Source organism: Camelimonas abortus (genome assembly GCF_042432745.1).
In the GTDB taxonomy this organism is placed as follows: domain Bacteria; phylum Pseudomonadota; class Alphaproteobacteria; order Rhizobiales; family Beijerinckiaceae; genus Camelimonas; species Camelimonas abortus.
Window position 1 is genome coordinate 2563273 of record NZ_JBHLWR010000006.1, and the last position, 16941, is coordinate 2580213.

Genomic DNA, 16941 nt, shown 5'->3' on the forward strand with positions numbered 1-16941 from the left:
CGGTCTGTCTCACTCTGGAGCATCCATGATCCTCGTTGAAAACAGACTTGGTCATGTCAGCGACCCGCCGTGGCGCGAACGGGCCCGCGACTGGCGTGTGGACCACCTTGTGGTGGAGCAGTGGGAGGCCTCGCGCAACCGGCTGCGCAAGACCAGCCAGGGCGGCGTGGAGCTGGCCATCGCCCTGCCGCGCTCCGGGCGCCTTCACGACGGCGACGTGCTCCACGCCGATGAGGCGGCGAAGCTGATGGTGGTGGCGCGCGTGCCGCTGAAGGAGGTGATGGTCATCGAGCTGGAGGGGCTGGAGCGGCTGGCGCCGGCGGAGATCCTGCGCGCCGCTTTCGAGCTGGGCCACGGCCTCGGCAACCAGCACTGGCCGGCGGTGATCCGCGGCTCCACGGTCTACGTGCCGGTCTCCGTCGACCGCAAGGTGGCGGATTCGGTGATGCGCACCCACGCTTTCGCCCATACGAAAACCCGCTTCGCGCCCGGGGAGGAAATCCTGGCGCTGCTGGAGCCGTCCGAGGCGCGGCTGCTGTTCGGCGGCGGCGAGACCGGTCACCACCATCACGGCGGCCACGGCCACCATCACCACCAGCAACATCATGATCGCGGCCACGGCCACGATCACGTCCATGGCCATGGTCATCACGGCCACGACCAGCCCCCTGGTCATGGTCACGGACGCTAGCGACCCCAGGGAGGCGGCGGCATGACCACGCGGGACGGAGCGGGCGGCGGCTGCGACATGACGCGGCTGGCGCGGCTGTTGCAGTTTTCGGATTCGGCGCTGCCGGTCGGCTCCTTCGCCTTCTCCAACGGGCTGGAGTCGGCCATCCAGACCGGGGTGGTGCGCGACGCCGCCACTTTGAAGGAGTTCGTCACCCTGGTGGTGCGCCAGGCGGCGCGCATGGACGGGGTGGCGGCGCTGCACGCGCACCGCGCCGCCTGCGCCGGCGATTATGACGGCCTGCTGGCGGCGGACGCCGCCCTGTGGCGCCGGCGCGTGGGAGAGGAGCAGCAGCTGATGCTGGCCCGCATGGGCCGGAAGTTCGCCGAGCTGGCGCTGAACGTCGCCGGGCTGCCGCTGCTGGCCCGCTGGCTGGCGGACATCCGCGCCGGGGCGACGCCCGGCTGCTATCCGGTGGGCCAGGCGGCGGCGCTGGCGCAGCTGGGGGCCTCGGAACAGGAGGCTTTCGTGCTGCACCAGTACGGCGCGGCCGCCATGACGCTGGGCGCGGCCGTGCGGCTGATGCGCGTCGACCATGTGGAGACGCAGCGCATCCTGTTCGAGACGCAGCAGCGCGTGGCGGCGGACTATGAGGCGGTCCGCGCCCTTTCCCTCGACGAAATGGCGGGTTTCGCGCCAGTGTTCGATGCGCTCGTCGCGCATCACACGACGGCGCACGTGCGCCTGTTCATGAACTGACCGCGCTGTGACCTTTCCGCGAACCGCAGACTGGCGACGAATGGACCGGACGACATGAAGCGAATAACCCGCATCGGCATCGGCGGGCCCGTGGGCTCAGGCAAGACGGCGATCATCGAGACCATCACGCCGCGCCTGATCGGGCTTGGCGTGAAGCCGCTGATCATCACCAATGACGTGGTCACCACCGAGGACGCCAGACAGGTGCGCCGCACCCTGAAGGGCGTGCTGGTGGAGGAGAAGATCGTCGGCGTGGAGACCGGCGCCTGCCCCCACACGGCGGTGCGCGAAGACCCCTCCATGAACATCGCCGCGGTGGAGGAGCTGGAGGAGAAATATCCGGACAGCGACGTGATCTTCATCGAGTCCGGCGGCGACAACCTCACCCTGACCTTCAGCCCGGCGCTGGCCGATTTCTACATCTACGTCATCGACGTCGCCGGCGGCGACAAGATTCCGCGCAAGAACGGCGCGGGCGTGTGCCAGTCGGACATTCTGGTGATCAACAAGAAGGATCTCGCTCCTTATGTCGGCGCGAGCCTTGAGGTGATGGACCGGGATTCGAGGATCGTCCGCGGCTGCCGCCCGTACGTCTTCACCAACTGCAAGACCGGCGAGGGCGTTGACGAGCTGATCGGTCTCATCCTCGACATGGCGCTGTTTGACCTTCCCGTCGCCCGCGCCCGCGCCGCGGCGCGGTCTGCGGGTTAAGCCATGTCCCTGCCCGAAGCGCTCGCCCGTCTCGACGCCGCCCGCGAGGTGCAGGCCTACCAGAGCCAGCCGCGCCAGATGCGCGCGGCGGCGCCGGGCAAGGTGGGGGCGCTGCGCCTCGGGTTCGCGCTGCGCCACGGCCGCTGCGTGCTGCATGACCTCTATCGCGCCGCGCCGCTGCTGGCGCAGCAGGCGCTCTACTGCGACGAGGCCATGCCGGAGCTGCCGGTGGTGCAGGTCATCTCGCTGGGCGGCGGCATGCTCCAGGGCGACCGCTACACGATCGACATCAGCGTGGGCGCCGGCGCCTGCGCCCACGTCACCACCCAGAGCGCCACGCGCATCCACCAGATGGACGCCAACTACGCCTCCCAGCGGCAGAACATTGTCGTGGAGGCGGGGGGATATCTGGAGCACCTGCCGGACTTCACCATTCCCTCCCGCAATTCGCGCTTCATCAACGACACGGACATCGTCGTCGCCGAAGACGCCACCGTGCTTTACGGCGAGATGGTGATGAGCGGGCGCAAGCATCACCGCGCGGACGAGCGTTTTGGCCTCGACCTGCTGTCGATGGCGGTGCGCGTGCGCCGGCCGGACGGGCGCGCGCTGTTCGCGGAGAAGCTGCTGCTGGAGGGCGGCGACCCGTGCGTCAACTTCGGCGCCTGCATGGGCGGGTTCGACGCCTTCGCCAGCATCCTGTGCCTGACGCCGCCGGATGTGGCGGAGCGCGTCCAGGCCCGGTTCGAGCCGCTGTTTCCGCCGCCAAGCGAGCGGCGCGCCATGGCCGGCGTGTCGCGGCTGCCGGACCGGGCCGGCCTCGTTCTGCGGGTGGTCGGGATTGAAAGTTATGACGTGCGCGAGGAGGCGCGCCGCTTCTGGCGCATCGTGCGCGAGGAGGCGCGCAACCGCACTGTCGCGGCGCGCTGGCTCTGGCGCTGAACGGTCCGCCGCATGGCGCCGCGCAGGTGAGGGGGCGCGACGGCTGCAGAGCGGAAGGGAATGAACCCGTTGCGGTTTGCCTGAGGGCGTCGGCCAGGCGTTCTTCATGGGATCGCGCTGACGCGCAGCCGGGCTGTTCCCGGCTCCACCGTTCCGTTCGCGCCGGCCGCCTGGCTGCCGGCTGCCGGCGCCGGTTCTTTCGGCAGGCTTGGCGTCGCCGGCGTTCGCCGACGCTGGCGACAGCTGGTCTCAGTAACGCGACCGCTTTTCCCGACGCCGGCGGGCTGGGAATATCGTGCTGGGAATATTTTCGTAATATCGGTCAGCTCTTCCTGCCCTGCGACTGGACCAGCGTGACTGTCCAGCGCGACATCGCCCGGGCGCAGGCGCCATTGCGTCGCGCGCCTGCGTTCGGGCGAAGCGGCTATCCCGCCAGTTGCGGAAGTGGACAGGGGCGGGCCGTCAGGCCGGCGCCGGCGCGCTGCGGCGCCGCGTGAAGCGGCCGATGGCGAAGCCAACGCCGGCGCCGGCGGCGTGCAGCAGCACGGTTGCGGCGATGAAGCCGAGGCCGAAAGCCAGCACGCCGGTATGGGCCGGCATCTCCGCCACATGCGCGTGGCCATGGAACACGGCGAAGAAGCCGGCCAGGGCCGCGGCGAGGATCGACGGCATGTTCAGCCGCAGCACGACCGCGGCGCCGAGCACGCCGACCGAGAGCAGGATGGCCGCCTCGACAAAGGGCAGGCTGACGCCGGCGAAGGCCAGCGCCCCGCCGGCCGCCATCATGGCGACGAAGGCCAGCGGCGCCTGCCAGAGCGCGCGGCCGCGCAGACGGGCCGCGAGCAGGCCCACCGCCAGCATCGCCAGCATGTGATCGGGACCGGTGATCGGGTGAATGAAACCGTCCACGAAGCCGTGGGCGTGCCCGGAGCCCGGATGGGCGAAGGCCGCGCCCGGGAGCATCACGAGGCCGCCCGCCGCCGCCAGAGACCGAAGTCGCGACATGCTCTTTCTCCTCAACGCTTCCTTCTCGCGCCCCGTCAGCCAGAGGCGGTTCGCAGAAAACCGCGCCGCATGGCGCGCGGCGCGCATGCGTCCCGGTCGGGAAGGTTATCTTCCCTGACGGGCAGGGGACGTCGCCGTCGTCCGGGCGGACGCCCGGAACCGGCAGGCGGTCTGCCCCATGACCGTCCGCCCCGCCTGCAGGTAGCCCGGGCGGAGCCGCCGGCCGGACAGGTCAGGCGCCGCCAGCGTCAGTTGCAGATCCGTGCGCTTCAGGGCTGACCTGCGCGTCAGCCGTGACGCAGGGCGCCTGGAGACCCGGAAAACCATTATATCTGTCCCGGCCCGGATCGCGCTGACCACTTTTCAGGCACACACGCGTCCGGCGCCGCGCGGTTCAGACGCGGACGATCCGGACCTGAAGCGGGGCGCCGCCGGCGGCGATGGCCAGCAGGCGGTCGATGTTGGGATGCGCGCCGGGGCGGGCGCGGGCGTCGGCGACATGCTCGCCGAACACGGCGAGGCCATGCTCCGCCGCCGCGGCGTCAATCACGCCGAAGCACTGCGCGAGATACTGGTACACCGCCAGCGATCCCTGCTTGCCTGGCTGGTTCTCGATGACCCCCGCCGGCGCGCCGCTGGCGTCGGCAAGCTCAATGCGCAGCACGTCGGTGACTGGCGGCAGCAGCTGCAGGTTGGCCCTGAAATCAGGCCCGGGCGCAATTTTCATCGGCAAGGCTCCGCAGGCGGGAGCGCGCAGGCGCGGCGTCCGCGCTCCCTCGGCCTGTAAATTTCGCGTCGCCTTCGCGCACAGGCGGCGCGCCGCCTGCCCGGAAAGCGCGCGGGCGGCGAATGAACCGGTCAGGCGCCGCCCTGCGCCTGCGGCCTCTCATGCCACATTCCGGTCGCCGCCGCGAGAGCGCCTGGGGCCTGCAGGAAGGTCAGCAGCGCTGACACAGCGCCAGCAGCGCCGCGGTCAGGGCGCCGTCCGGCGCGGTCAGGCCGGCGAGAATGCTGAAATGGTTCGCTCCCTCCACCGGCGCGGTTTCGCAGGCCACGCCGGCCGCGCTCCACGCCGCCGCCGCCGCGCGCGACTGGCGCTGCAGTTCCGGCAATTCCTGCGTTCCCCATGCGAAGGTCGCGGGTCCAGCGCCCACGGGCGGCCGGCGTATGGGGCTCAGGCTGGCGATTTCCTGCTCCGTCAGCCGCAGCGCCGCGTTGAGAAAGGTATGGGCGAGCGGCTCCAGCTCGAATACGCCGGAGATGGCGAGGCAGGCGTCAACTTCCGGAAGCTCCAGACAGCTGGCGGCGAGATGACCGCCGGCCGACCATCCGGAGACGATAAGCCGGCTACATGATAATCCCAGGCCTGTCGCATTGCGGCGCAGAAAGCGCACGGCGGCGTGCGTTTCGGAGACGATGTCCGTCAGGGTCGCCTCCGGGGCCAGGGTGTAGCCGGGCAGGGCGACGTCGAAGCCGCGCGCCAGCGGTCCCTCGGCCATGCAGGTGAAGATCTCCTTGCTGTTGCGCTGCCAGTAGCCGCCGTGAATGAACACGAACAGCGGCGCTCCCGCCGCGCCGCTGCGCAGTATGTCGATGCGGTTGCGCGGGCGTGGACCATAAGGAACGTCGAGCAGCTCCGGGCGGCTGGCGCGCAGGCGGGCGCTGCGCTCGCTCCAGCGCGCCAGCCAGCCGGCGCTGTCAGCCACGGCGGCGGCGTTGTTGTAGGCGGCGTCGCGGGCGGTCTGGTCCATCAGCCGCCAGTCGCCGTCCTGCGCGGCCGGCGGGGGTGCGGGCGACACGGATGTCGCGGACATGGCGGAGCCTCCCTGATGCGGGCGCGGCGTCGTCGCAGCAGCAGCGAAAACTGGCCGGGTCCCGGAACGGAACGGGACCCGGCCCGCGACCCTGAGCGGAGTCGCCCGCCGCCGGCGCCCTGGCCGCAAATGGCGCGCCTCAGGCGGCCTTGCGGGCGTGGTGGCTGTGCAGGCGCTGGTTCAGGCCGGCGCGGATGACGTTGAACTCCGGCGAGGCCACGTTGCGCGGCCGGGCGAGGTCGATGGCCAGTTCGCTGTCGATGCGGCCAGGTCCCGGCGACATCGCCACCACCCGGTCGGCGAGGAACACCGCCTCTTCGATCGAGTGGGTCACGAACAGCACGGTGAGGCCGGTGGCCGCCCACAGCTCGAGCAGCTCGTCCTGCAGGCGGTCGCGGGTCATGGCGTCGAGGGCGCCGAAGGGCTCGTCCATCAGCACCATCTCGGCGTCGTTGGCCAGCACCCTGGCGATGGCGACGCGCTGCTTCATGCCGCCGGAGAGCTGGTGCGGATAGGCGTCGGCGAACTTCCGCAGGCCCACCATGTCCATGTAGCGGTTCACGGTGGCGGCGATCTCCTCCTTCGGCCGGCCGCGGGAGACAAGGCCGAAGGCGATGTTGCCGCGCACGGTGAGCCAGGGAAACAGGCCGTAATCCTGGAACACCATGCCACGCGACGGGTCGGGTCCCTCCACCGGCTTGCCCCACATCAGCACCTCGCCGGAGGTGGGCGTTTCGAAGCCGGCGGCGATGCGCAGCAGGGTGGACTTGCCGCAGCCCGAGGCGCCGATCAGGCAGATGAACTCGCCCTTCTCCACCGTGAGGCTGGCGCCGCTGAGCGCCTGGACGCGCTGGCCGTTGAAGTCGAAGACCTTGCTGACGTTGCGCAGCTCGAGGATTGGCGTGGTCGCCTTAGACATGGTTCGGACTCCACGAGAGCAGACGACGGCCCAGCATCATGACGAGGCGGTCGGAGATGAAGCCAAGGAGGCCGATGGCCACCATTCCGGAGATGACGATCTCGGTGCGCGAGAGCTGGCGGGCCTCCATGATGATGGCGCCGAGGCCGGTCTGCACGCCGGTCATCTCGCCGATGACGATCACCACCCAGGCGAAGCCGAGGCCGAGCCGCAGGCCGGTGAAGATCGCCGGCAGCGCCGCCGGCAGCACCACCCGGGTGAACTGCGCCGAGCCCTTGCAGCCCAGCATGCTCGCGGCCTCGAACAGCCGCGGCTCCACATTGCGCACGCCGAACACGGTGTTCACCAGGATCGGGTAGAACGCGCCGAGGAACACCAGGAAGAAGGCCGAGCGCGGCCCGATGCCGAACAGGATCATCGCCAGCGGCAGCCACGCGGTGACCGGAATGGGCCGCAGGATCTGCAGGGTCGGATCCACCAGCCGGCGCACGAACGGCACGCGGCCGATCAGCAGGCCGAGCGGCAGGGCCGCCAGCACGGCGAGGAAGAAGCCGCCGAGCACCCGGCTCACCGAGGCCAGAATGTGCGTGAGCAGCGTCCCGCTGAAGGCGTCGTCATAGACGCCGCCGAAGGCCAGGTCCCAGATGGCGCGGGCCACCTCCGCCGGCGGCGGCACCAGCGAGTAGGGCTCGTCGACGGTGGCGAAATGCCAGACCGTGAAGATCGCGGCCGGGAAGGCCAGCGCCAGGGCGATGTCGCCCAGGCGGCTGCCGACGCCCCGGAAGCCGGGGAAGAGGAAGCGCGCGGCGCCTTCCGCGCGCGCTTCCCGGGCGGGTTCAATGGCCATGGTCATGCCCGTCCTCCAAGCCTGTCGACCGCCGCGGTCTGGAAGAAGGCCTCGAAGTCAGGCAGGCGGCGGATCTGCTTCAGGTCCAGCATGCGCCGGGCGTAGGTTTCGCCGCGCTTGCGGTCTTCCGGCGTGAAGTCCCACACCAGCTCCACGTTGGGCACGGAGACGGCGATGGCCTCCGGCTTCTGGCCGAGCTTCGCCACCGCCATGGCGGCCATGCGGTCCGGGTTGGCCATGGCGTATTCGCAGGCCTTGCGGTGCACCTCGAGCAGCACCTTCATCTCTTCGGCCTTGGCGGTGAGGTTGTCCCGGTGGGTGGCGGTGATCATGTTCAGCGATCCGAGCGCCGTGCCGTAGGGATATTCCACCACCTTGCCCACGCCGGTGGAGACGCTCACGCCCGGGGCCGGCTCGGCGCCCACATAGGCGTCCACGTCGCCGCGGGCGAGGGCGGCGTGCATCTCGGAGAAGGAGATGCGCACCGGCGTGAGGTCGCGGATGCTCATGCCCTCCTGGCTCAGGCGCTCAAGGATGAACATCTCCTGGGTGGAGCCCGGCCAGATGGCGACGCGCCTGCCCTTGAGGTCCCTGATCGTGTTGATGTCGCTGTCCTTGCGGGCCACCACGCCCACGCCCTTGTTGCAGGCGCCGGCGATGAGGGCCACCGGCTCGCCGGCCGAGGCGCCGAGCAGGCCCGCGGCGATGCCGAACATGCCGAAATCGACAGACCTGGTGACCACCGCGTTCTTGCCTTCGGTGGGGCTTTCGAAGGGCACGACCTCGATCCTGTAACCCGCGGGCGTGAACTGCTCGTAGAAGTACGGCGCGATCGAATGGATCAGCTTGAGCGCGCCCATGCGGATCACGACGGGCTTCGCCTGGGCGAAGGCGCTGCGGCCGAGAATGGCCGGGGCGGCGAGGCCGGCGACGGCGCCCATCAGGAACTGTCTGCGCTGGATCATGATGTGTGCTCCTGTTCCGGTGTTCTTCAGGCGGCGTCTGCGACAGCGCGGTAGGCGCGCCAGCCGCCGAACGCGGTGATGTTGCGGGCCCCCTTCAGGGCCCATGCCTCGCAGAGAAAGCCCTTGACGACCCTGCCGTCGTCGAGTTCGACCGAGCCGACGCCCAGCGGCGCCGGTATCTCTGCAACAAACGTGCCAAACTCCGCCGGACCGAGACGCCAGAGCTCCAGCTCCACCCCGCCCGGGCCCCCGTCCCGGATCAGGCCCGGCTTGGCCGGCGCGGTTCCGGGCAGGGCGTAGAGGCTGTAACCGGCGCCCGTTCGCGCGGCGCCCAAAAATTCCGCATTGCGCTGCGTGAGCTGCCAGTTGAGCGGCTGGCCGCGCAAATGCGCGCCAACCACGGCGAGGATGATGCCGTCGGCCGCGGCGCCGGCGCCCGTCAGGGCGGCGTCGCCCAGCTCCGCCACGGTGACGGCTTCGGCGAGGCGCGCGGGCGTGGCGCCGATGCGCGCCTCGGGAGCCGCCCGGTGCAGCAGGTCGCCGATGGCGGCCAGCCGGCCGTCGCTGAACGCCGGCCCCACCAGGGTGACGCCGGCGGGAAGGCCGTCCGCCCCGATCCCGGCCGGAACCGCCAGGGCGGCGAGATCCATCAGGTTGACGAAATTGGTGAACAGGCCGAGCCGGGCGTTGGCGCCGACAGGATCCGCCAGCACCTCGGCGATCGACGGATGCCCCGGGGCGGTGGGCAGCAGCACCAGGTCCACCGCCCGCCAGATGGTCTGCGCCGCGCGCGCCAGCGCCTGCAGGCGATACTGGCCCTCAAAGGCGTCCACGGCGCTGTAGGCTTCGCCGCCGGCGATGACGGCGCGTACAACCGGATGCACTTCGTCTGCGGCGCCAGCCATGAAGTCGCGGATGGCCGCCAGCCGCTCCGCCACCCATGGGCCGCCGTAGAGCAGCGTCGCCGCCTCGCGCAGCGGCGACCAGTCCACCGCCACCGGCGCGCCGCCAAGCGCGGCGAGCCGCGCCACGCACGCCTCATAGGCCTGCCGGTAGCCGGGGGCGCATTCCGCCAGGGTCGCGGCGTCGATCACGCCGAAGCGGAACGGCCCGGGCTGCGGCGCCGCGAGGGCGCCTGCGGGCGCCTCGCGCGACCAGGGATCGTTGGCGTCAAAGCCGGCGGCGACGCGCGTCGCCAGCAGCGCGTCCGCCGTCGAGCCGGCGAAAACCGAGACGCAGTCCAGCGAGCGGCAGGCCGGGACGACGCCGGCCGTGCTGATCAGGCCCCGGGTCGGCTTCAGCCCCACGACATTGTTGAAGGCCGCCGGCACGCGGCCGGATCCGGCGGTGTCGGTGCCGAGGGCGAAGGGCACGAGGCCGGCGCCCACGGCGACCGCCGAGCCGGAGCTGGAGCCGCCGGAAACCCGCGCCGGATCAAACACGGAGGCCGGCGCGCCATAGGGCGAGCGCGTGCCGTTGAGGCCGGTGGCGAACTGGTCGAGGTTGGTCTTGCCCACCGGAATGGCGCCGGCGGCCACCAGCCGCTCCACCGCCGCGGCGGAGCGCGCCGGCGTGTAGGCGAAGGCGGGGCAGGCGGCGGTGGTGGGCAGGCCCGCAACGTCAATGTTGTCCTTGACCGCGAAGGGCACGCCGAAGAGCGGCAGCTCCTCGCCGGCGGCGGCGCGGGCGGCGGCGGCCGCCAGCATCTCCAGCGCCGTCTCCACCGGCGTCACGGAAATGAAGGCGTGCGAGTCCGCGGCGGCGGCGACGGCGGCGCAGGTCTCCTTCAGGTCCGCGGCCGCGTCGCGCCCGGCCCGGTACGCGGCGACCCGCGAGGGGATGTCCGCGAAGGGAGGCTTGGGGAACGCTGCAGGCATCGCTGTCTCCGTCGGCTGCTGGCTTGTGACGGCGAGATTGACTGCAGCGGCTGTTGACGTCTATTGCTGAATTGCGAACGTTCTGTTTCCATAATCGCAACAGCGTGAAAATTCTTTCGTGATGACAACAGGATGCCGTCCGCCTTCGACCGGAAATTGCGACGCGCGGCCGGATGGAGCGGCCACCAGGAGGGAACGGCGGTGAAGCACCTGCGGACGCTGGCGTGCATTCTCGACGTGGCGAAGACCGGCTCGATCCGCAAAAGCGCCGAGCGCCTCGCCCTCACGCCCTCGGCGCTGACGCGCAAGATCCAGGATTTCGAGCAGGAAATGGGCGTGGAGCTGTTCGAGCGCCTGCCCCACGGCATGCGGCTCAATCCGGCGGGCGAGCTGGTCGTGCGCCACATCCGCGACCAGCTGTCGGATTTCGAGCGCGTGCGCACGCAGATCGCCGACCTGTCCGGGGAGCGGCGCGGCCATGTCTCGGTGGCCTGCAGCCAGGCCTTCGCCAACGAGTTCCTGCCTGTGCAGGTCGCGGCCTACCGGCGGGAGCATCCGCTGGTGTCGTTCAGCCTGATGGTGCGGGATTACGACAATCTGATGCCGGTGCTCTCCAGCCATGAGGCGGATTTCGCCGTGGCGCTGAAGCCGCCGCCGGCGCCGGAGTTCCACACCCTGCTGATGCTGGACGAGCCGGTGTGCGCGCTGTTCGCGGCGGACCATCCGCTGGCGGGCAGGGAGGGGCCGGTGCGCCTGCGCGAGTGCCTGCGCTTTCCGGTGATCATGCCGGACCGCAGCCTCGCCCTGCGCCATCTGCTGGACGCGGCGCGCATGCGCATGTCGGCGCCGCTGCAGGTGGCGCTGGAGACCGGTTCATTCGAAGTGATGCGCGGTTTCGCCCTGGCGGAGCATGCGGTGAGTTTCCAGATCCGGGGCGGCATTCCGCGCAACGATCCGCGCCTCGCCGCCCGCGTGGTGGACCCCCGCGACATGGCGCCGGCGCAGATCGTGGTGGGACACCTGCGCGGCCGCACCCTGCCGGTGGCCGCCGCCAAGTTCATGGAGCAGGTGCTGAAGGCCCTCGTCCAGGGGGAGGCCGGACAGGCAGCCGGCCGGGACGCGGCCGCCGCCGCTCCGGCGCAGGCGTGACCCGCGCCCGCGCGCCCGCGTTCCGGGAGCCGCTCCGCCCCTCGATGCGCCGGCGCCGTCACGGACGCGTCGCCGCGCGCCGCGCCCGCGCCGTCAGTGCTGCAGCGCGTAAACGGCGACGGCCGCCGCGACGATGAGCGCCCAGCCGATCGGCGTGGCGAACATGATGGAGCCGATAGTCCTGATCGCGTTCATGGAAGCCTCTGGAAGCGTTCTTCCTGCCTCCATCAAAACGCCGGGAGGCGGCTCCGCGACGTGCGCCAGCGCGCTTCGCAGGCCGCCGCCGCCGCGCCAGGATGGGGAGGGGCGCGCCCCTCCGGCGACCGCCACGGTCCGCGGCCTATGTGAGCACCAGCAGCAGGTCGCGCGCCTCCACATTGTCGCGCACCGCCACCAGCACCTCGCTCACCACGCCGGCGCGCGGCGCGGCGAGGGTGGTCTCCATCTTCATCGCCTCCAGCGTCAGCAGCGGCGCGCCGGCCTCCACCTTCTGGCCCTTGCGCACGGCGATGGAGGAGACCGCTCCCGCCATGGGCGCGGCCACATGGGTGGGGTCGCCGTCGTCGGCCTTGCGGCGGGCGGCGGCCACCACGCGGCTGCGGTCGGCGACGCGGATCACCCGCGGCTGGCCGTTCAGCTCGAAGAACAGCTTCACGTGCCCGTCCGGCTCCGGCTCGCCGATCGCCTGCAGCTGGATGATCAGCGTCTTGCCAGGCTCGATTTCCGCCACCACCTCGTCGCCGGGCCGCATGCCGCCGAAGAACACGGGAGTCGGCAGGGCGTGCACCGGCCCCCAGGCCTCGGCCTTGCGGGCGAACTCCGCGAACACCTTCGGATACATCAGCCAGGAGGCCAGCTCCTGGTCGGAGACGGCGCGCCCGACGTCCGCCTCCGCCTGCCGGCGCGCGGCGTCGAGATCGGCCTCGCCCAGCAGCGACGCCGGCCGCACGGTGATGGGCTTCTCGCCGCGCAGCGCCTTTTTCTGCAGCGCTTCAGGCCATCCGCCCGGCGGCTGGCCGAGGTCGCCGCGCAGCATTTCCACCACCGAGGCGGGGAAGGCGATCTCCCGCTCCGGATCCAGCACGTCTTCCGGCGTCAGGCCCTGGGCCACCATCATCAGCGCCATGTCGCCCACCACCTTGGAGGAGGGCGTCACCTTGATGATGTCGCCGAACAGGTCATTGGCCTCGCGATAGGCGCGGGCCACCTCATGCCAGCGGCTCTCCAGCCCGAGGGCGCGGGCCTGCTCCTTGAGATTGGTGAACTGCCCGCCCGGCATCTCGTGCAGATACACCTCCGAGGCGCCGGAGCGCAGGTCGCTCTCAAACGGCGCATAGAGCGCGCGCACCCCCTCCCAGTAGAAGCTGATGCGCCGGATGGCGTCGGCGTCGAGGCCGGCGTCCCGCTCCGTGCCGCGCACCGCCTCCACGACCGAGCCGAGGCACGGCTGGGAGGTGGCGCCGGACATGGCGTCGGCGGCCAGGTCCACCGCGTCCACCCCCGCCTCGATGGCGGCGATCACAGTGGCGCTGGCCGCGCCGGAGGTGTCGTGGGTGTGCAGGTGGATGGGCAGGTCGGTAACGTCGCGCAGCGCCCGGATGAGGGCGCGGGCGGCGGGCGGCCGCAGCAGGCCGGCCATGTCCTTGATCGCCAGCACGTGGCAGCCGGCGGCGTCCAGCTCCTTCGCCAGGCCGGCGTAATAGGACAGCGAGTATTTCGCCCGGTCCGGATCGAACACGTCGCCGGTATAGCAGATGGCGCCTTCGGCGATCTTCCCCGCCGCGGCCACGGCGTCGATGGCGACGCGCATGTTCTCCACCCAGTTCAGGCAGTCGAAGATGCGGAACAGGTCCACGCCCGCCTCCGCCGCCTGGCGGATGAAGAACTTCACCACATTGTCCGGATAGTTGGTGTAGCCCACGCCATTGGCGCCGCGCAGCAGCATCTGCAGCAGGATGTTCGGCGCCCGTTCACGGATGGCGGCCAGCCGCTCCCACGGGTCTTCGGTGAGGAAGCGCATGGCCACGTCGAAGGTGGCGCCGCCCCAGCATTCCAGCGACAGCAGCCCCGGCAGGCCGGCGGCGTAGGCGCCGGCGGCCGGAGCGATGTCGAAGCTGCGCATGCGCGTGGCCAGCAGCGACTGGTGGGCGTCGCGCATGGTGGTGTCGGTGATGAGGATGCGCTGCTGCTCGCGCATCCAGCGGCCGAAGGCGCGCGGCCCCAGCTGGTCCAGCAGCTGCTTCGTGCCGGGCGGCGGCGTTCCGGGGAAGGCGGGCGCCTCGGGAGCGCGCAGGTCGCGGGGCGGCAGCGCGCGGCCCTTCATCTCCGGGTGGCCGTTCACGGTGACGTCGGCGATGGAGCGCAGCAGCTTGGTGGCGCGGTCGCGCCGCGGCGGCAGGTTGAACAGCTCTGGCGTCTCGTCGATGAACCGGGTGGTGTAGTCCATGGCCTGGAAGCGCGGATGCGCCAGCACCGCCTCCAGGAACGGCAGGTTGGTGGCCACGCCGCGGATGCGGTACTCGCGCAGCGTCCGGTCCATGCGGGCGATGGCCTCTCCGGGCGTCGGCGCCCACACGGTCACCTTCTCCAGCATGGCGTCATAGAAGGGCGTGACCACCGCGCCGGAATAGGCCGTGCCGCCGTCGACGCGCACCCCGAAGCCGGCGGCGCCGCGATAGGCGGTGATGCGGCCATAGTCCGGCGCGAAACCGCGCTCCGGATCCTCGGTGGTGACCCGGCACTGCATGGCGTGGCCGGAAAGGCGGATCGCCTCCTGCGGCGGAACGCCCGTCTCCTCCACCACGCCGACGCGCCCGCCCCCGGCGATGCGGATCTGCGCCTTCACGATGTCGAGGCCGGTGACCACTTCGGTCACCGTATGCTCCACCTGGATGCGCGGATTGACCTCGATGAAGTAGAAATCGCCGCTGTCGGCGTCCATCAGGAACTCGACGGTGCCGGCGCCTGCGTAGTTCGTCGCCCGGCCGATGGCCAGCGCCGCTTCGGCGAGCTTCTGGCGGGCGGCGTCGTCGAGATAGGGCGCGGGCGCCCGTTCGATCACCTTCTGGTGGCGGCGCTGGATGGTGCAGTCGCGCTCGAACAGGTGGACGAGATTGCCGTGGGCGTCGCCCAGCAGCTGCACCTCCACATGGCGGGCGCGCCGCACCAGCTTCTCCAGATAGACCTCGTCCTTGCCGAAGGCGGCGGCCGCCTCGCGGCGGGCCGTGGCGACCGCGTCCAGCAGCTGCGCCTCGCTTTCAATGGGGCGCATGCCGCGTCCGCCGCCGCCCCAGCTGGCCTTCAGCATCAGCGGATAGCCGATGCCGGCGGCGAGGCGGCGGATTTCCTCACCGTCGCGCGGCAGCGGGCCGGTGGCCGGCATCACCGGCGCGCCGACGGAGATGGCGAGGTTGCGCGCCGCCACCTTGTCGCCGAGCTGGCGCATGGTCTGCGGCGATGGGCCGATGAAGATGATGCCGGCGGCGGCGCAGGCTTCCGCAAACTCGGGACTTTCCGAAAGGAAGCCGTAGCCGGGATGGATGGCGTCCACCCGGGCCTTCACCGCGGTTTCGATGATGGATTCGATGTCGAGATAGGCCTGCAGCGGCCCCTTGCCGGCGCCGACACGATAGGCTTCGTCCGCCTTGAAGCGATGGAGCGACAGCCTGTCTTCTTCAGCATAAATGGCGACGGTTTCGATGCCGAGTTCCGTGGCCGCGCGGAACACGCGGATGGCGATCTCGGAGCGGTTGGCGACCATCAGCCGCCGGATGCGCTTCTCCATTTCAGCCCTTGCTGTTTCTTCCCCGCACGAAGCTTGCAGTATCCGCGCATGAAAGCAACCGCGCCTTCCGTCGGGCGTCGCCGCCCGCCGAGGCGCGCCCGAGACGGGGAAAACGCCGGCTGTCTGGCGAATGAAAGGCGGCGCGCCGCCCTCAGGGCAGGCGGTGGATGAACGCCCTTGCGCCGTCGCGGCCGCGCAGCGTCTCCGTCTTCACGCCGAACGCGGCGCGCAGCAGCGCCGGCGCCAGCACCTCGTCCGGCGCGCCCAGCGCCAGCGGGCGGCCGGCGCGCAGCAGCAGGATGTCGTCGGCGCAGGCGGCGGGGGCGAGGTCGTGCAGCGCCGCCATCACCGCAAGGCCGTCGTCCGCCAGCCGGCGCGCCTCGCGTAGCAGCAGCAGCTGGTGACGGATGTCGAGGCTGGCGGTGGGCTCGTCCAGAAACAGCGCCTGGCGCAGCGGCCCGTCCGCCGCCGCCCGCCCGGCCGCCAGCTGGGCGAGGGCGCGGGCGAAGTGCGCGCGCTGGCGCTCGCCGCCGGAGAGCGTGTCATAGCGCTGGCCGGCGAGATGGGCCATGTCCGCCCGTTCGAGGCTGTCACGCACGATGGCGGCGATGGTCCGGCGCGGCAGCCTGCGCCCCACCGTCTCCGCGCCCATCCGCGCCACCTCGCCCACAGTGAAGGGAAAGCCAGGGCTGGAGGCCTGCGGCAGCACCGCGCGCGCCGCCGCCAGCCGCCAGGCCGGCGTGGCGGCGAGGTCCGCTCCCTCCCACAGCGCCGCGCCGGCGGTGCGCGCCAGCTCGCCGCAGCACAGGCGCAGCAGCGTGGACTTGCCGGCGCCGTTGGGCCCCAGAACAACCTTGAACGTCCCCGGCGCAAGGGTGAGATTCACCGCCGCCAGCAGCGTCCTGCCGCGCGTTGCATATCCGGCGTCGCGGAGCTGGAGCAGGCTCATGCCGTCTCCTCCCGGCCGCGGCGCAGCAGCAGCCACAGAAAGAACGGCGCGCCGAGCGTGGCGGTGAGGATGCCGATGGGCAGCTCGGCCGGCGCCGCCAGCAGGCGCGCCAGCACGTCGGCCGTCACCAGCAGCGCCCCGCCCAGCAGCGCGCTGGCCGGCAGCAGGACGCGGTGGTCCGGTCCGGCGGCGAGGCGGATGACGTGCGGCGCCACGATGCCGATGAAGCCGATGACGCCGCAGGCGGCCACCGAGGCTCCCACCGCCAGCGCCGTGAGCACGATGGCCAGCAGCTTCACCCGCTGCACGGCCACGCCCATGTGATAGGCTTCCGCCTCGCCCAGCAGCAGCGCGTTGAGCCCGCGCGCCAGCGCCGGCGCGGCGACGAGCGCCAGCGCCGCCGGCGACGGATGCAGCGCGAGGGTCAGGGGGCAGGCGGATCATGGGCGGCGTTCCGTGCGCTCGCGAAAAATATGGCGGCGCGGATTTCATACAGAAAATCGCGGCGCAGTTACAATTAATCTTTGGAACGCGCGGACAATCCGCACGT

The 16941-nt window shown here is 71.2% G+C and carries 14 protein-coding genes and 1 pseudogene; 5 read left to right on the forward strand and 10 right to left on the reverse strand.

Annotated elements, in window-relative coordinates:
• The first annotated feature begins 25 nt into the window (after nucleotides 1-25).
• From ACFFJB_RS13410 to ACFFJB_RS13425, 4 genes are read left to right on the forward strand one after another with little or no spacing between them, the layout of a single operon-like run.
• The gene (locus ACFFJB_RS13410) at nucleotides 26-691 is read left to right on the forward strand and encodes an urease accessory protein UreE (RefSeq protein ID WP_376832011.1); all 666 of its coding nucleotides are present in this window, start codon (nucleotides 26-28) and stop codon (nucleotides 689-691) included.
• 21 nt (nucleotides 692-712) lie between these two features.
• Complete coding sequence (locus ACFFJB_RS13415; protein ID WP_376832013.1) at nucleotides 713-1429, forward strand: urease accessory protein UreF; 717 nt, start codon at nucleotides 713-715, stop codon at nucleotides 1427-1429.
• A 54-nt stretch (nucleotides 1430-1483) separates the two neighbouring features.
• Nucleotides 1484-2140 carry an urease accessory protein UreG gene (gene ureG, locus ACFFJB_RS13420; RefSeq protein ID WP_376832015.1) on the forward strand — a complete coding sequence of 219 codons (657 nt, stop codon included), beginning with the start codon at nucleotides 1484-1486 and terminating at the stop codon, nucleotides 2138-2140.
• A gap of 3 nt (nucleotides 2141-2143) precedes the next feature.
• The gene (locus tag ACFFJB_RS13425; RefSeq protein ID WP_376832017.1) at nucleotides 2144-3082 is read left to right on the forward strand and encodes an urease accessory protein UreD; all 939 of its coding nucleotides are present in this window, start codon (nucleotides 2144-2146) and stop codon (nucleotides 3080-3082) included.
• Between the two features lie 462 nt (nucleotides 3083-3544).
• Here the strand turns inward: ACFFJB_RS13425 and ACFFJB_RS13430 are convergent, their stop codons facing one another.
• The 7 genes from ACFFJB_RS13430 to atzF all read right to left on the reverse strand — a co-directional run bounded on the left by ACFFJB_RS13430 (nucleotide 3545) and on the right by atzF (nucleotide 10509).
• Complete coding sequence (locus tag ACFFJB_RS13430; RefSeq protein ID WP_376832019.1) at nucleotides 3545-4087, reverse strand: HupE/UreJ family protein; 543 nt, start codon at nucleotides 4085-4087, stop codon at nucleotides 3545-3547.
• 394 nt (nucleotides 4088-4481) lie between these two features.
• A complete protein-coding gene (locus ACFFJB_RS13435) occupies nucleotides 4482-4814 on the reverse strand; it encodes a DUF2322 family protein (protein ID WP_376832021.1) in 333 nt (110 codons plus the stop codon).
• A gap of 211 nt (nucleotides 4815-5025) precedes the next feature.
• The gene (locus ACFFJB_RS13440; protein ID WP_376832023.1) at nucleotides 5026-5901 is read right to left on the reverse strand and encodes an alpha/beta hydrolase; all 876 of its coding nucleotides are present in this window, start codon (nucleotides 5899-5901) and stop codon (nucleotides 5026-5028) included.
• 139 nt (nucleotides 5902-6040) lie between these two features.
• Complete coding sequence (locus ACFFJB_RS13445) at nucleotides 6041-6820, reverse strand: ABC transporter ATP-binding protein (RefSeq protein ID WP_376832025.1); 780 nt, start codon at nucleotides 6818-6820, stop codon at nucleotides 6041-6043.
• Nucleotides 6813-7673 (reverse strand): ABC transporter permease, encoded by an 861-nt coding sequence (locus ACFFJB_RS13450; protein WP_376832027.1) that lies wholly within the window; start codon nucleotides 7671-7673, stop codon nucleotides 6813-6815. The genes ACFFJB_RS13445 and ACFFJB_RS13450 overlap by 8 nt, the downstream gene beginning before the upstream one ends.
• Nucleotides 7670-8632 (reverse strand): ABC transporter substrate-binding protein, encoded by a 963-nt coding sequence (locus ACFFJB_RS13455; RefSeq protein WP_376832029.1) that lies wholly within the window; start codon nucleotides 8630-8632, stop codon nucleotides 7670-7672. Before ACFFJB_RS13455 ends, ACFFJB_RS13450 begins: the two co-directional genes overlap by 4 nt.
• Nucleotides 8633-8658: 26 nt before the next feature.
• Nucleotides 8659-10509: an allophanate hydrolase gene (atzF, locus tag ACFFJB_RS13460; RefSeq protein WP_376832031.1), complete on the reverse strand. Its 1851-nt coding sequence runs from the start codon at nucleotides 10507-10509 to the stop codon at nucleotides 8659-8661.
• A gap of 201 nt (nucleotides 10510-10710) precedes the next feature.
• Between atzF and ACFFJB_RS13465 the strand changes: the two genes are divergently transcribed.
• Complete coding sequence (locus tag ACFFJB_RS13465; protein WP_376832033.1) at nucleotides 10711-11658, forward strand: LysR family transcriptional regulator; 948 nt, start codon at nucleotides 10711-10713, stop codon at nucleotides 11656-11658.
• A gap of 340 nt (nucleotides 11659-11998) precedes the next feature.
• Here ACFFJB_RS13465 and pyc read toward each other — a convergent pair whose 3' ends face one another.
• The 3 genes and pseudogenes from pyc to ACFFJB_RS13480 form a co-directional block, all read right to left on the reverse strand.
• Complete coding sequence (gene pyc / locus ACFFJB_RS13470) at nucleotides 11999-15442, reverse strand: pyruvate carboxylase (RefSeq protein WP_376832036.1); 3444 nt, start codon at nucleotides 15440-15442, stop codon at nucleotides 11999-12001.
• A gap of 151 nt (nucleotides 15443-15593) precedes the next feature.
• Nucleotides 15594-16391, reverse strand: a complete 798-nt coding sequence (locus ACFFJB_RS13475) for an ATP-binding cassette domain-containing protein (RefSeq protein WP_376832038.1) — start codon at nucleotides 16389-16391, stop codon at nucleotides 15594-15596.
• Nucleotides 16388-16780: pseudogene (locus ACFFJB_RS13480) on the reverse strand (FecCD family ABC transporter permease); the annotation flags it as partial. The gene ACFFJB_RS13475 and the pseudogene ACFFJB_RS13480, both read right to left, overlap by 4 nt.
• Between the last annotated feature and the right edge of the window lie 161 nt (nucleotides 16781-16941).